12 protein-coding genes are annotated in these 16,099 nt (G+C 49.5%); 3 read left to right on the top strand and 9 right to left on the bottom strand.

The features are described from left to right. Positions 1-8: 8 nt before the first annotated feature. Together Q4563_RS13440 and Q4563_RS13435 are read right to left on the bottom strand one after the other, a co-directional pair. Complete coding sequence (locus Q4563_RS13440; protein WP_215975766.1) at positions 9-356, bottom strand: PilZ domain-containing protein; 348 nt, start codon at positions 354-356, stop codon at positions 9-11. Positions 357-363: 7 nt separating this feature from the next. Then, positions 364-2,733, bottom strand: coding sequence for a DUF1631 family protein (locus Q4563_RS13435; RefSeq protein WP_303604825.1), 2,370 nt, complete (start codon positions 2,731-2,733; stop codon positions 364-366). Positions 2,734-3,317: 584 nt separating this feature from the next. On the opposite strand from Q4563_RS13435, the gene Q4563_RS13430 reads away from it, so the two are divergent. Next, positions 3,318-4,484, top strand: a complete 1,167-nt coding sequence (locus Q4563_RS13430) for a helix-turn-helix transcriptional regulator (RefSeq protein ID WP_303604824.1) — start codon at positions 3,318-3,320, stop codon at positions 4,482-4,484. Between the two features lie 115 nt (positions 4,485-4,599). Here Q4563_RS13430 and Q4563_RS13425 read toward each other — a convergent pair whose 3' ends face one another. Then, positions 4,600-5,964 carry a hypothetical protein gene (locus Q4563_RS13425; protein ID WP_303604823.1) on the bottom strand — a complete coding sequence of 455 codons (1,365 nt, stop codon included), beginning with the start codon at positions 5,962-5,964 and terminating at the stop codon, positions 4,600-4,602. A gap of 447 nt (positions 5,965-6,411) precedes the next feature. On the opposite strand from Q4563_RS13425, the gene Q4563_RS13420 reads away from it, so the two are divergent. Both Q4563_RS13420 and Q4563_RS13415 read left to right on the top strand, forming a co-directional pair. Further along, complete coding sequence (locus tag Q4563_RS13420) at positions 6,412-7,029, top strand: sigma-70 family RNA polymerase sigma factor (protein ID WP_303604822.1); 618 nt, start codon at positions 6,412-6,414, stop codon at positions 7,027-7,029. After that, entirely contained in the window at positions 7,026-7,676 is a 651-nt protein-coding gene (locus Q4563_RS13415; protein ID WP_303604821.1) for a ChrR family anti-sigma-E factor, read from the top strand. The genes Q4563_RS13420 and Q4563_RS13415 overlap by 4 nt, the downstream gene beginning before the upstream one ends. A 90-nt stretch (positions 7,677-7,766) precedes the next feature. Here the strand turns inward: Q4563_RS13415 and pnp are convergent, their stop codons facing one another. From pnp to nusA, 6 genes are all read right to left on the bottom strand, one after another. Beyond that, on the bottom strand, positions 7,767-9,914 hold the full coding sequence (pnp, locus tag Q4563_RS13410) for a polyribonucleotide nucleotidyltransferase (RefSeq protein ID WP_215975763.1): 2,148 nt from the start codon (positions 9,912-9,914) through the stop codon (positions 7,767-7,769). A 105-nt stretch (positions 9,915-10,019) separates the two neighbouring features. Continuing rightward, complete coding sequence (rpsO, locus tag Q4563_RS13405) at positions 10,020-10,289, bottom strand: 30S ribosomal protein S15 (RefSeq protein ID WP_215975762.1); 270 nt, start codon at positions 10,287-10,289, stop codon at positions 10,020-10,022. A gap of 122 nt (positions 10,290-10,411) precedes the next feature. Then, positions 10,412-11,359: a tRNA pseudouridine(55) synthase TruB gene (truB, locus tag Q4563_RS13400; protein WP_215975761.1), complete on the bottom strand. Its 948-nt coding sequence runs from the start codon at positions 11,357-11,359 to the stop codon at positions 10,412-10,414. Then, positions 11,359-11,742 carry a 30S ribosome-binding factor RbfA gene (rbfA, locus tag Q4563_RS13395; protein WP_215975760.1) on the bottom strand — a complete coding sequence of 128 codons (384 nt, stop codon included), beginning with the start codon at positions 11,740-11,742 and terminating at the stop codon, positions 11,359-11,361. Before rbfA ends, truB begins: the two co-directional genes overlap by 1 nt. Before the next feature lie 75 nt (positions 11,743-11,817). Further along, positions 11,818-14,547 (bottom strand): translation initiation factor IF-2, encoded by a 2,730-nt coding sequence (gene infB, locus Q4563_RS13390; RefSeq protein ID WP_303604820.1) that lies wholly within the window; start codon positions 14,545-14,547, stop codon positions 11,818-11,820. A 65-nt stretch (positions 14,548-14,612) separates the two neighbouring features. After that, positions 14,613-16,094 (bottom strand): transcription termination factor NusA, encoded by a 1,482-nt coding sequence (gene nusA / locus Q4563_RS13385; protein ID WP_215975758.1) that lies wholly within the window; start codon positions 16,092-16,094, stop codon positions 14,613-14,615. Between the last annotated feature and the right edge of the window lie 5 nt (positions 16,095-16,099).

The raw sequence follows: 16,099 nt of genomic DNA, 5'->3' as shown, positions 1-16,099 counted from the left end.
GCCTCGTATTAATGCAGCTCGGCAAGAGAGGTGATGTCTTCCATCGCCTGGGGGGAGGCATCAATAATGCTGAACCCCGCCCAATGCTTGCCGTTGTCTTCGGCGTTGCGCACCCATAAACAATCAACCCCTAGCTGCACACTGTTGCGGCCATTAACAGGGGCACTCAAATGTAGATCGAGCCGGTACAGGCAATCCTCCTGAAAAGGCTGATCGCCCATCATCATCAATCCATCGCTGTGAATATTCACTACCCGCCCAAGATAGACATCGTGAATATTATCGTACACATCAATACTCTGACTGACCCCTTGCCTTTCGATTTTACGGCCTTCGTGATCAATGAGGCTAACCATCTCGTATTTACTCCTGATTAAGCAGCTCACCGGATGCTTTAGCATTCAGGCTGTGGTAAATATTTTCCAGCGCACGCTCAAAGAACGGCTTGGCACTACCGGCAATCACGCGTAACTTACCTGCAATCATTGCCCGAGCCATTTGCAGGGCGGAGGTCATGGATACCTTTTTTCCCTGCTGATCAACCAACATATAATGATTGGTCTTATGGTTGTACCAAGCCACCTTCATACGCTTGCCGTCATCGTCTTCGAGCCAAGTGCCAAATTCAATGAGCTTTAATTTTTCCACCAGCTGTGACTCCTCTTCGGTCGCCACACCTTGGGCAGGCTCTATACGGCCTGCTTTTTCAGCTGCCATACTTTCCAACTTATCGCGCATTGGCTTAGGAGCGGGCTCGGCTTTTTGACTTTTTAGGGCGAGTTTTTGCAAAGAGCGGATCGCATCAATCAGCTTGCGAGCCTTATCCTGTTCGTAGCCAATGGTTTCAAAGCCGGACTGCACCGTTTTCATTAATCCGTCTTGAATTTCCAACTGCTTAACCTTATCGGTCTCCAATAACTTGGGCTCAACACTCCAAATTAGGTCGCGAGCCACCCGCAGGGCGTTGGTAAAGTTCTCTGATTCGGTCCCATAACGTAAAATAACAAAGGAAAGATAGTCGGACCAAGGCAGCAACATCAGTAAAAGTACTGGGGAAGGCAAGTCTTTGCCATCGATGAGCTTTGACACCTCATCATTCACTAAAATTTTTGCTTCACGCAGCTTTTCTTCACCGCGTGCTTTTTCCAATGCACGCTTTTCCATTAAATCTTGGCGACGGGATATGTTGCGCGTATAACCGCTAAATTCAATTAAAGCCTCAGCAAAAACCTTAGCATCATTACCAAAGTTTTTCAGAACATTGAACACTACCGTTTTAATCTTCTCGTACATGTCGTACTGATCTGTATCGTCATTACCTACCCAGCGCGCACCGGCCTCTGCCATTTGGTTAAGCAATAAACGGGCGGGGTGATCGACATTTTCAAAGAACTCTGTATCAATAAATGCCAACTTCAACACTGGGGTGTGTAGATAACTCAACAGAGCTTTAACCGAGTCGGGCAGCTGATCTTCGGATAAGATGTATTCAAATAATAAACCCACCAACTCAATGGTGTGCATATCATCGGCATCGGAATCGGTTTTTGCGAGAGCATCCGCCAACTCGCTGGAAACGGAATTCACCGCCAGTGGCTGCACTTGCCCCATAGGCACATTCATAAACGACTGCACCTGCGCGACTTGCTGAGCCTGTGCCTGTTGCACGACACCCATAACCTGCGCCGAAACTGCACCTGCGGCACCATTCTGAACGACGGGCGGTGCCTGCCCTGCACCTGATGACGGAGCAGCGGCACCAAATCCACTACCTGCGGGCATTGAGGTTAAAGCGCCCCCTAGGTGCGTCTGTAAAAGTCGTATCGCACTGACTAACCCTTGCTGATACTCCTCCGGCCCCTTCTCACTCGCTTGCGGGGCTTGATCAGTAGCCCGACGCCTGGGTTCAGGCTCGCGATCGGTTGCTCTTCGCTGTGGGGGTTGTGCTTCCTCGCTCGCAAGTGACGATCCACTCTCCGGCCCTGCCGCCGGCCGCCCTTCACCCTGCGCCGGTCCCGCGGTGAAGCGGAGGTTGGGTAAGACACCGGCCTCAGCCAGTCGGTTATTAAGCTCTTGATATAGACCTCCCAAGAGCTTTACGAACGAAGACTCAAAGTGCTTATAGCCAATAACTTTAACTCGAGTTTCAAGCTTGTATTCGGCGATAGATTTCCGAAAGGCTTCACAAAACTGTATGGGGCTCGCGGGATTACTGCGCTCATCCAGCTTCTTACCATCATTGAGCAAAGCCAAACGTTGATGCAAGGCCCAGAGAGTTTCGGCAAATTGCGAGTCTGCCCGGTGACAGATGGAGGTAATAGCAATAGTTTCTTCAAGTTCAGCATTTTCCACCAACGACAATCCGGCGTGAGCACTAAAGCGCTCTTGGCCTGTGGGCGTTTTTAATTGCTGGGCCGCAAAGTCATCAAAATTTTGCCGGCAGAAATCTATCAAGCCCCGCTCTACAGAAGGACCAGAGCTTCGTAAACGTTTGATAATCTCGCTTAGCGCCAACTGTTCTTTATTAGAGCGGGCGTTTTCCTCACGCTTTTCGACCGAGGCAATCCACTCTGACCAAAAAGTGACAAAGTGCTCTTGAATAAACTCCACTGAAGTCGCCGCGCATACCTCTACACAGCTTCGAGTCTGTGCTTGCGAAAGTGACCCATACGAAGGCGCCGCATCACCTGATTCCTGCAACTTGTTCATCCCCTGTTCGCTGAAAGTGTCCATGATTTATTCATTGTAAGATTATTAGGCCCACCCAATAGAGCTCAACCCGGACCCTATCCTATTCAGTTTAACTCTTATTATAGCCTGAATGCCAACTGGCGCACACTTTAGTGTCGATCAAAAAGCGATCAAAACACCAAACCGGACAAAATCTTAAAAATTGCCGACTTTAAACATATATAGGGTGTCAGACTGGCGTATATTTCATCAACAATGAGCCGTGAAACAACATGCAGAGCAGGTTTATCACTAAGAGTTGACGCTTTTAGCGACTGTTACGCTGACGTCACTAGATGTTACTGGAGTGCTGGAGTCAACGCGTTTGTAGCATTAATACAAGCCCAAGCTGCCCGGGCCCTTTTCGCGCAGTCACTGCGTTCATCAAAACGAAGTTAACCGATGTTTAATTTGAAGAGTATTCGACAATAAACCTCCCTTACCGTTTAATCTGCCTAAACGAATTGCCTTTAACACACTCCACCATATAACAAATAGGAATTACCAAGGCCAAACAGCCCCTTGACTAAGAACTATTATGAGCAATAATTCCCGCTACACTCGGCCATTAGGATTGACAGATTAAAATGGAAACGACCCAAGCCCCCCCCCAAATGGACTATGTCCCCAAAGTTGCACCTCAAGATTCTTTTTTATTAGGTTTACTTGTTCAAGCAAACAGCCACGAACGTGGCTGGCATCAATTTTTGGATGCTTTCTGTAAGCACTTTAACTTGCACAGCGCTCATATTTATATCGCCATTCCATCGCAGCGCACGCCAATATTCCAAGAGTGCGCCGGAGCCCAACCTTCAGAAATGGAGTTAGCGGCCTACCTTGAACACTACATGCAGCACGATATGGCACACTTAGCAATCCTTACTGCCCCTCCTCACCAGTGGATTGCAAGCAATCTTATGCCTAACCGCGAACTGGTCGAATCGACTCCGGCATACACCTGGGCTCACAGAAATAATATCCATTATATATCTGGCGCAACCTTATTTCGCGACACCGAGCACACCTGCGCCCTGGTGCACAACCGATCCAAAGATCACGGTGAATACCAACCAGAAGAAATGAAACGCTTCGAAGCCCTATCTCCTTTTATTGAAAACGCTATGAAACTGCGTCTGGAGTTATCCGGCAGCAATGACGATAACGTTTATATTCGTACCGCTCTAAATAAAATGCGCATCCCCGTGGCAATTCTCAACGAATTTAGCGAGCTACTGGCCCAAAACCAGCAAATGGAAGATTTTCTACAGCAACAATCTGAACTTAAACTATCTGGCGGCACACACTTTCGCCTGAACCAGGAGCAAACCAATAAGGCCTTACAGTTTGCGATTGCTCAGTCAGTATCTGAAACCAAAGAGATGGATTTAACTTACAGCACTGACTTAGTTCCCGTTGGCTTAAAAAACCAAACCCAAGTTTTTATCGGTGTCGACTCCATTATGGAAGATCGCGAGGGGCAATCCACGTTTCGTGGCGCCATGGTTTATGTTTTGGCACCCGACCTGATCAGCCCTCTTTCCGAGGAGACGCTCAGCAAGATGTTTAATTTAACAAAAGCTGAAGCCACCGTATGTCAAAGGTTTTCTCAGCTGCAGTCGGCTAAGGAAATCGCCCGACAGGAAAACAAATCGGTCTACACCGTACGTGAACAACTAAGATCAATTTTTGAAAAAACCGGTGTAACGAACCAAATGCAACTAATCAATCTACTCTCTGCGCTGCCGGGATCTTAAAACCTTTCAATCACTTATCGCCGCAAGAACAATCCCACTATTCCGATCTATCTATCGGAATAATGGGGATTTGTGGCATGTTCATTCATACATAAAACGCGATTATTTTTAACAGCTACGGACGCTGGAAATATATATCTTCATCCTCGTCTATAATACCGTTTTTATTGTAATCGGCGTGAAGCTCTAAAACATCGCCATTGATACTTACATAGTGATCCACTTCGTCATAATCCTGGTCACTCAGCCCCGTATCATCGTTAAAGTTGTTAATGATATCGATGGTAAGAGCGCCGGTATCGCTGTTTAGACTGTAGCTCCCCCACTCCATGCCAGACACCTCACCTTCAACATCGAAAGGGGCTACTTCATCCACCTCTAAGTGTACATAGGTATCATCATCAAAAAAGATAAAAGCTAAGAAATCATCTTTTGATGTGGTATTCACCCACGGCCCAACCAATCCTTCGGGTTGCTGACGAGAAAACAGCAGCGTCTCACCTACACCGATCGAGCCGTTTCCATTCTCATCATAATCCAATGTAAGTACATCACCCGAGACATGGATAAAGAGGTCTTTATCACCACCGGAGAAGCTGGTCAACCCAGAATCTCCATTGTTATCAAATACTTGCGATACATCGACAAGACCTGTTTCCGTATTGAGGGCGTAAGTTCCCCACTCCATTCCCGAGTCTTCATCCGTGAATTCGAAAGGCGCTTGTTCATCAATCTCTACATGAGCGTAGGTCCCATCAGCAAAAAATACGAATGCCAGAAGATCATTATCTGTCTGAGTATTTCTCCATACACCAACAACACTGGAGTTGTGAGTAAAGTTTACCCCCTCAGACACCAATGTTTGTTCGAAGTGAGATATGGCAACGCTTTGCGACACTAAGGTTGTCCTTATCGATCCCGAATTCGCCACCAAATTCACAACAGCCGAGTTAGCTGCAAACTCATTCACCGGAACTGAAAAGTCGACGGGGACAGATACCGTATTTGCCGCATCGTCAATTTCAATGCCGTTATCAGGATTTCCGTCTTTGTCCAGTGATTGAAGCAAACGAATGATATTCACAACAGCGGGGCTAGAAGAGTCAGTTGTGCCAGCCAGGTCCAGTGGCGTTATTGTTGATGAGGCTGTGACACCTGGAAACTCCAAGTCTCCGATATAAAAAGTAATCGTTTCACCTTCTATATACTGAAACTCGCCATCATCATTTGTAGTGCCGTCCAAAGTGTCAGTCTGATAGCCAATATTGGCAACTGGGCTATCCAGAAACACACCCGTTAGGGTTGACTCAGAACTACTGACACTTGAAGACGAGCTGCTCGATTCTGACGCTGCGCTACTCACGCTGGATACAACACTGCTTGAACTTGCGATCGTATCATCACTAGAGGAGCTTCCTCCGCACCCGGTTATTAAAGATGCTCCCCCAACCAAAATCCATAAAAGATTATAAATTTTCATTTCCCAACCCCTTTCATTGTTAAGCCTTTTATAACAATTCGCCAATAACTAAACTTATTTATATTCAGTTAAACACTTTTAAATCTCTAACCGCGTAAAGCTTCCTTCGCGCACTATCCGTCTTACATATATAGAGGCGCCAGGATAAAGCGTATTAAATACCTGATCTAGGAACCATAATAATGCGCCCAGCTCGCAGCTATAACCCCCAAGATTGGGGGTATAGCTAACAGCATTTGGGTAGTTGCAATGATATTCAGGTCCTATGCGAGCTTGTATTTCGCAACCAGTCGTATAATTTTAATAAGCTGATACCAGGGCACGAGCCGACCCAACACAATTCGGAGGAAGGCCTCGGTCTCACGTGCTAAGCTAGTGATCTAAGGCCGCAACTGTTCCGTATAAGTGGGTAAGATTCACTAAAACGAGGCATTGCAGGTGGCCCATATGATTTCTTCGGCAAAGGTCACATCGATGGAAACAGTCCAGAAGACTAAAGGGTCGGAAGATGCCCAAAAATGGACCGCATTACTGCACAAAGTAGCGAAAGACCGTGACCGCTCAGCATTCCGAGACATATACCAACACTTCGCTCCGCGTATTAAGGCCTACGCCATCAATCAGGGTATTGGCCAACACGCGGATGAGTTGGTGCAAGAGGTGATGACCAGTGTCTGGCGCAGCGCCGATAAATATGTGGAATCACTGGCGGCACCCTCCACCTGGATATTTACCATTACCCGTAATCAACGTATCGACATACTGCGCAAGCTGGGGCGACTGAAAGCTGAAATCAATGTTGAAACTGAAGAGCTGTGGCAGATACCCACAGAAACTGACACCACCGTTCAGTCAATACAAGCTTTGGCTGCGGAAAAGCATCTTCGACAAAGCATTAAGCAGCTTCCTGAAGAGCAGTTAATTGCGGTACGCAAAGTTTATTACGAAGGGAAAACTCACCAGGAAGTTGCACAAGAACTTAACGTCCCACTGGGAACACTCAAAGGGCGATTGCGTTTATCTATGAAAAAACTGAAAGTGATGCTGGAGGCTAAAGAATTATGAGCAACCACCACCCAGATGACATCACAATGCTCGACTACACCGCCGGAACTCTGCCAATGGCACAATCTCTGGCTATCGCCGTGCATTTGTTTTTATGCGAAAGCTGCCGCAGCCGAGCGGCACAACTCAATACGCTAGGCGGGGTGGTACTAGAGCAGTCAACGCCGCAAAACATCAGCGTTCAAGACTTTGATCAGTTTATGGCGGACCTTGACGAAAACCTCACTAACACCGCCGAACCCACCAAAATGGAGGGATCGAGACAACACCCTTTGGCCCAATTTTTACCCGAGCGTCTTACTGATATCAACTGGCGTCAACAAACGAAAGAAATTGCCGAATACGACCTCAGCTCAGCTTTAGGCGCGAGCGGTTATCGCGTGGCACTGCAAAAAATTAAAGCCGGCGCCCGAGTGCCTGAGCACACCCATAAAGGTCAAGAGTTGACCGTAATACTCAATGGCGGTTTTTCTGATGAGCTAGGGGTGTATCACGCAGGAGATTTTATTGCACGCGACGCCAGTCATAAGCACACGCCCACCGCGCTGCAAAATGAAGACTGTATTTGCCTCACTGTACTAGACGCGCCGATAAAATTTACCGGGCCTTTCTTACGCTGGTTTAATCTGTTTTTTAACTGGAAATAATCAGCTCAAACAACAGGTAATAAAAAAGGCCCGGCAGTCACTGCCGGGCCTTTTTGCTTAACTCGAAGGCTAATTCACAACTAACCGAGATTAAGACTCTTCACTGCTTTCTTGAGCCGGAGCTTCTGCAGCGGGTGCATCAGCACCGCCCTCTTCCGCTTTTGCTTCTTTGATCGACAGCTTAATACGACCGCGCTGGTCAACGTCAAGACACTTAACGCGAACCACTTCGCCTTCCTTCAGGTAATCGCCAACGCTGGCAACACGCTCTTCAGCGATTTGCGAGATATGAACCAAACCATCTTTACCCGGCAAGAAGTTCACAAACGCACCGAAGTCGACAATTCGCACTACAGTACCTTCGTAAATTGCACCGATTTCAGCCTCAGCAGTAATACCTTCGACACGGTTAACCGCAGCGCGCAAGGCATCGCCTTCACTGGCGTAAATCTTAACGGTACCATCGTCATCGATATCAATAGACGCGCCAGTCTCTTCGGTAATAGCGCGAATGGTAGCGCCACCTTTACCGATAATGTCGCGAATCTTGTCTGGATGAACTTTGATGGTTTCAAAACGTGGGGCGTTGTCGCTAACGCTTTCACGCGACACGGCAATCACTTTGTTCATTTCGCCCAGGATATGCAGACGTGCATGCAGTGCCTGCTCCAGAGCAATTTCCATGATTTGCTCGGTAATACCTTCGATCTTGATGTCCATTTGCAGCGCCGTAATACCCGAAGAGGTACCTGCCACTTTAAAGTCCATATCACCCAGATGATCTTCATCACCGAGGATATCGGTCAGAACAGCAAACTTTTCACCTTCTTTTACCAAGCCCATGGCAATACCGGCAACAGGGGCTTTCAAAGGTACACCAGCATCCATCAGTGCCAGCGACGAACCACAAACGGAAGCCATTGAGCTCGAGCCGTTAGATTCAGTGATTTCACTCACCACACGCATGGTGTAAGGGAAAGCCTCTTGATCTGGCAATACCGCAGCAATACCGCGACGGGCCAAACGACCGTGACCCACTTCGCGACGACCGGTAGCACCCATACGACCACATTCACCCACTGAATAAGGAGGGAAGTTGTAGTGCAGCATGAAAGGATCTTTACGCTCACCTTCCAGGGCATCAATGATTTGTGCATCGCGGGCATTACCCAAGGTTGATACAACCAATGCCTGAGTTTCGCCACGGGTAAAAAGCGCCGAACCGTGTGCTTTATTCAATACACCCACTTCAACTTCGATGGCGCGAACAGTTTTCTGATCGCGGCCATCGATGCGAGGCTCGCCGTCGACGATGCGAGTACGCACAATGGATTTTTCCAGTTTGCCAAAGGCTTTTTTCACGTCGTCATCATTTACGTCACTGCCGTCTTTGGCAAGCTCCGCAATGGCTTGGCTGCGCAACTCAGACAGGCGATCGTAGCGCTTCGCTTTGTCGGTGATGCGGTAAGCCACACCAATGGAGTCGGCAAATTCACGCTCAAGTGATGCCTGTAATTCAGCGTTAACAGCTTCTGGCTGCCATTCCCACTGCGGCTTACCGGCATCACGTGCCAATTCAGCGCAGGCTTGAACGACTGATTGCATTTCTTGGTGAGCATAAAGTACGGCGCCCAACATAATATCTTCGGGCAGCTCATTGGCTTCTGACTCAACCATCAATACTGCATCTGAGGTACCGGCAACAACCATATCCAGCTCAGAAGTCTTCAAAGCTTCGTAGCTTGGATTCAGCAGGTAGCCACCATCTTGGGTATAACCAACACGTGCCGCACCAATCGGGCCGCTAAACGGAATACCCGAAACAGCCAGAGCTGCCGAGGTACCAATCATAGCTGGAATGTCCGGATCTACTGTTTTACAGGTCGACATAACGGTACAGACAACCTGTACTTCGTTCATATAACCATTGGGAAACAGCGGACGAATAGGGCGGTCGATCAAACGAGAGGTTAGGGTTTCTTTCTCTGACGGACGACCTTCGCGCTTGAAGAAACCACCGGGAATCTTACCGGCGGCGTAGGCTTTTTCTTGATAATGTACAGACAGCGGGAAAAATGCCTGATCCGGCTTGGCTTCTTTAGCGCCAACCACGGTACATAAAACGGATGTTTCACCCATGGTCACCATCACTGCACCGGTGGCCTGACGCGCGATACGGCCAGTTTCCAGTGTTACAGTGGCGTCACCATATTGAAATTTCTTAATAATCGGATTCACTCTTCTATCCTTTACTTACCTGATGTTGCGTTGTTCTACGCAGCTTTTGGGCTCAAATACAGATATTCAACAAAAAAGTGCCCGCAAATGCGGGCACTTTTGCAACTAGCGGCGTAGACCCAGTTTTTGAATCAAAGACGCGTAACGGCTGGTATCTTTCCCTTTCAGGTAGTCCAGCAGCTTACGACGCTGGTTTACCATGCGGATCAAACCGCGACGGGAGTGGTGATCCTGCTTGTGGCCGGAAAAGTGGTTTTGCAGCTTGTTGATGTTGTGGGTCAACAGGGCTACTTGCACTTCCGGTGAACCAGTGTCACCTTCTGCTTGTTGATACTCTTTTACAATTTCAGCTTTCTCTTGTGCACTTAGTGCCATGATCATTTCCTCATTACAATATGCCATACATTTACAGCCGTACCCGTGCATATTTACAGGTAGGCCAGACTGCGTACACCCGCTTGCGCAGGTGGGTTTACCGCCGTTGGCGGCAAATTCGGTTAACTTGCGGTGTTGCGATTGGCAACCAGCCGCTTGGGCGCCACACGCCCCTCTTCAATGGTGGCAACGCCTAAAAATTGTCCACTTTCACAAAAGACACGCACCATATCACCTTCTTCGCCCGCGCGATAGACCTTGGCGTCCATAACCGGATTACCCATACGGAAAAAGTGACTGCCGTCGGCGCCCAACTCAACCGAAGCTAAATGATCGATTGGTGCATCGACAGGCAGTAGGTGGTGGTCCAGAGTTTCGGCCCGGCCCTCACCGCGCTCCTCGCTCAGCGACTCCAGGCTAATGCACTGAGTCTCGTCAAAACCACCGGTGAAGGTGCGGCGCAAGGCACTGACATGCCCACCTACACCAAGAACCTCACCCAAGTCTTCGGCCATAGAGCGGATATAGGTTCCCTTGGTGCAATGCACTTCAACATCCACCTCGGCGCGAACCCCAGGGCGAAAAGCTAACAGGTCGTACTCAAGAATTTCCACCTGACGAGCCTCACGCTCCACTTCAACACCCTTACGTGCCAACTTATACAGTGGCTGACCATCTTTTTTCAGTGCCGAGTACATGGGGGGAACCTGATCAATTTCACCCAGAAATTGAGTCATGGCACTGGCCACCTTTGGCTTTGTTAAGGCTGAGGCATCAACGCTTTCCAGCACCTCTCCTTCGGCGTCACCAGTGGTGGTTTTCTCACCTAAAACAAAAGTAGCTCGATAGTTCTTATCTGCATCGAGCAAAAACTGCGAAAACTTGGTCGATTCGCCAAAACAGATAGGCAATACACCTGTCGCCAACGGATCGAGACTGCCGGTATGCCCAGCCTTGGCGGCAAAAAACAAACGCTTTGCATGCTGCAAAGCGTGATTGGAGCTAACCCCCAAGGGCTTATCTAGCAACAGCACACCATCAATGGCGCGGCCTTTTCTTTTGCGCGCCATTATTCGTCCTCGTCACTTCCTTTGGCCCGATCTTCCGCCACTGCTTTATCAATCAGGGACGACAGTTCCTGCCCCCGCACGGAGGTATGGTCATACTTAAATTGCAGTTTTGGCACACTGCGCATATTCAATTCTTTAGCCAATAGTGAACGCAAAAAGCCTGAAGCTTTATTCAACACATCGGCACTGGCAAGCCCTTCGGCTTGATCGCCCCCGACCAAAGTAAAAAATACTTTGGCGTAGGCCATATCGCGGGAAACCGTAACGCCGTTGATATTAACCATACCAACGCGGGGGTCGCGAATTTCCTGTTGAATCATATTCGCCAGATACCGCTGAATGGCATCGCCGACACGATCTGATCGAAAAAATTCTCTGGCCATTTTAATTCCTGTCAATTAGAGACGACAATGCCCCGACGCATTATACGCCGAGGCATTGCGAAAGCACTCGGCGCTTTACAGCTCGCGAGCGACTTCTTTTACTTCAAACACTTCGATTTGATCGCCAACTTTAACGTCGTAGTTCTTCACACCGATACCACACTCCATACCGTTGCGAACATCGGCGACATCATCTTTAAAGCGACGCAAAGATTCGAGCTCACCTTCAAAGATCACCACGTTGTCACGCAGAACGCGAATTGGCTTATTGCGATACACGGTACCCTCAGTCACCATACAGCCAGCCACTTGACCAAACTTAGGTGAGCTAAACACTTCACGCACATCGGCAATACCGACAATCTCTTCCACCCGTTCTGGGTCCAGCATGCCAGACAATGCACTTTTCACATCGTCCAACAATTGGTAAATAATACTGTAGTAACGAATTTCAATGCTTTCTTGCTCGGCCAGACGGCGTGTTGCCCCCGATGCGCGCACATTAAAACCAATCACAATGGCATTGGACGTCATCGCCAGGTTAATGTCGTTGTCGGTAATACCACCCACACCCGACGAGATCACCTGAACTTCAACTTCTTCGTTACCAATATCAGCCAAAGAGGCCAAGATAGCTTCCAGGGAACCGCGTACATCAGCCTTCACAACCACCGACAGAATTTTAGTTTCGCCTCCATCCATATTGGCAAACATATTTTCCAGCTTAGCGGCTTGCTGACGCTGCATACGCTCTTTGCGTTCTTTCTCGGCGCGGAACTCAGCTACTTCTCGGGCTTTGCGCTCGTCTTCCAGAACCACAAATTCGTCACCCGCACTCGGTGCGTTATCCAAACCCAAAATTTCTACCGGTGACGACGGTCCTACGTGCTTAACCTGCTGCCCCATTTCGTTCATCGCCGCGCGTACGCGACCATAACTTTGACCAGCCAGTACCAGATCGCCGTGATTCAAAGTACCTTGTTGTACCAGCAATGTGGCAACCACACCGCGGCCTTTATCAACTCGCGATTCAACCACAACACCTTGAGCGGGTGCATCGGCAACGGCTTTCAACTCAAGCAGTTCAGCTTGCAGTGATACCGCTTCCAACAGTTCATCAACCCCTACGCCGGTGTGTGCTGACACTTCAATAAACTGTGTGTCACCACCCCAATCTTCCGGGATCACCTCTTTAGCGACCAACTCGTTTTTCACGCGGTCTGGGTCGGCTGTCTCTTTGTCACACTTGTTGATGGCAACCACCAGTGGCACGCCAGCGGCGCGAGCGTGGGTAATCGCCTCTTCGGTTTGTGGCATAACACCGTCATCGGCTGCCACCACCAAAATAACCACATCCGTACACTGAGCACCACGAGCACGCATGGCGGTAAACGCGGCGTGGCCCGGGGTATCTAGGAACGCAACCTCACCGTGACTGGTAGGCACACGATAAGCACCAATGTGCTGAGTAATACCACCGGCTTCGCCCGAGGCAACTTTCGCTTTGCGAATATAATCCAGCAGTGACGTTTTACCGTGGTCCACGTGACCCATAACGGTGACGACTGGCGCGCGCGGCTGCTCTTCACCCTCAAGCTGAACATGCTGCTCCAGGTTGGTTTCAATATCGTTTTCACTGACCAGGCGTGCACTATGTCCTAGCTCTTCAACCACAAGTTGCGCGGTTTCTTGGTCGAGCGGCTGATTAATCGTGGCCATAACGCCCAGCTTCATCAGTTGCTTGACAACCTCACCGCCTTTGATGCTCATGCGCTGAGCCAAGTCTGACACGGTAATGGTTTCTGGCACTTCTACTTCGTGCACTCTTTTTTGCGTTGGCTTTTTAAAGCCGTGCTGGTTAGAGGCTTTGTGCGCAGCCCGGGCGGCCCGACGGCGTTGCATAAACGCCTGATCCATATCGTCATCAGCCAGCTCATACAAATCTGCTTTGGATGACTTTTTCGGGCCCATACCTTTCTTGCTGCCTTTAGAGCGCTTAGTGCGCGGCGACTCATCTTCGTCAAAATTGCCACGGCCTTTGTCTTTCTTGCGACCGTGCTTGGTGTCGGGCTTATTAGGCGCCGGCGCTTCTGCCACAGGCTTTGCGGCAGGCTTTGGCTTAGCAGCTTCTTGCTTAGATTTTTTCGACGCTTCCGCAGCAGCGGCTTGCTCTTCTCGCGCTTTTTTCAATTCTTGCTCGCGAGCGGCTTCTTCGGCTTGGCGACGCTCTTGTGCGGCGCGACGCTTCTCTTCAACATCGTCCACAAATGAACTGCGCACCGGCTCTGCAGGGACAGGTTTCTCCGCCTCCTCCGAGCTTTCTTGTGCAACGGGCTCAACCTCAGGCTCCGGCTCAACTTCAGGCTCCGGCTGAGCTTCAATCTCAGGCTCTGGAGTAGGCTCAACTTCTTCTGCCACAACAACGGGCTCAACTTCCGCAATCTCTTGCTCTTGAGCATCGTCTTCGCTCAGTAGATTTTCATCTACTTCAGGTGCGTCGTCAGTCGGCTTGCGCTTAACGTAAGTGCGTTTTTTACGCACTTCAACATTGACCGTTTTGCGACCGCTGCCACTGCCCGCCTTCAAGGTGGTTGTGGTTTTACGCTTCAGCGTAATCTTGCGAGGCTCACTGGCCGACTCGCCGTGGCTGTTTTTCAAATAGGCGAGTAATTGTTGCTTCTCATCATCAGAAACAATCTGATCTTCAGCGGTATGATTGAGCCCTGCCTCCTGCATTTGTTTAAGCAGTCGCTCAACGGGAGTTCCCACTGACTTGGCGAGTTCGCTTACTTTTACTTCTGCCATTCTATTTCCTCAGTTGTAAATTTTGCCTTCTAGCTCACACGTCTACACGTCGTTAACGTGTGGATTTAGGCAAACCAGGGCTCGCGGGCTTTCATAATCAATGCCGCCGCGCGCTCTTCATCAACACCGTCAATATCGAGTAATTCATCGATGGATTGCTCTGCCAAGTCTTCCATGGTCACAATGCCACGGCTTGCCATCTTCACCGCCAATTCGCGGTCCATGCCTTCCATCGCCACCAGATCATCTGCAGGAGCTGCACCTTCGAGCTGCTCTTCTGATGCCAGGGCTTGTGTCAGCAGAGCATCTTTGGCTCGTGCACGCAGCTCATCGGCAACGTCTTCATCAAACCCTTCAATGGAAGCAATTTCTTCCAGAGGTACATAAGCGACCTCTTCGATACTGGTAAAACCTTCTTCTACCAATACTTGAGCAATATCATCATCCACATCCAATGCATTAATAAACACCTGAATGTAACCGCCGGTTTCGGCTTCTTGCTTTTCTTCCCACTCTGCGGTGCTCATCACGTTGATGTCCCACCCGGTGAGCTCGCAAGCCAAGCGAACATTCTGCCCGCCGCGACCAATTGCCATCGCCAGATTGTCTTCACCGACGGCCAAGTCCATCGAGTTGGCTTCTTCGTCAACCACGATCGATTCAATTTCAGCCGGAGACATGGCATTGATAACAAACTGCGCTGGGTTATCATCCCAAAGGACGATATCAACTCGCTCATTGCCAAGCTCGTTAGAAACAGCCTGTACACGCGAACCGCGCATACCAACACAAGCGCCGACTGGGTCGATACGGCCATCATTGGTGTTCACCGCAATCTTGGCACGTAAGCCAGGGTCACGGGCTGCGCCGCGCATTTCAATAATGCCTTCCGAAATTTCCGGCACTTCAATCTTAAACAACTCAACCAACATTTCTGGGCACGAGCGGCTCAAGAACAGTTGCGGACCACGAGACTCGGAACGAACATCTTGCAGCAGAGCGCGCACGCGGTCACCCATACGAAAGATTTCACGCCCAACCAATTGATCACGCGGCAATAACGCTTCGGCGTTGTTGCCCAAATCGACAATAATGCTGTCGCGGGTGACTTTCTTAACGGTGCCGTTAACCAGCTCGCCAACGCGGTCGAGGTATTCATCCACCATCTGGGCGCGCTCAGCTTCACGCACTTTCTGCACAATAACTTGCTTGGCGGTTTGGGCGGCAATACGGCCAAACTCAACGTTTTCGATTTGCTCGCGATAAACGTCACCTATCTGCAAGCTCTCATCCACTTCCGCCGCTTCTTGCGTGGTCCACTGGGTGCCCAGCTCGGCCAGCACATCATCAGCCACGACTTCCCAACTGCGATGAGTAATATAATCACCCGTGGTGCGATCGATTTTTACATCGATAGTGGAGTCTTCGTCAAATCGCTTTTTGGTCGCCATCGCCAAGGCACTTTCAATGGCCTCGAAGATCACGTCCTTGTCGACACCTTTCTCGTTAGAAACGGCATCAGCGACCAGCAAAATTTCTTTGTTCATGAGTC

Source organism: Gilvimarinus sp. 1_MG-2023, assembly GCF_030548285.1.
This window is presented reverse-complemented; position numbering and strand designations above follow the sequence as displayed.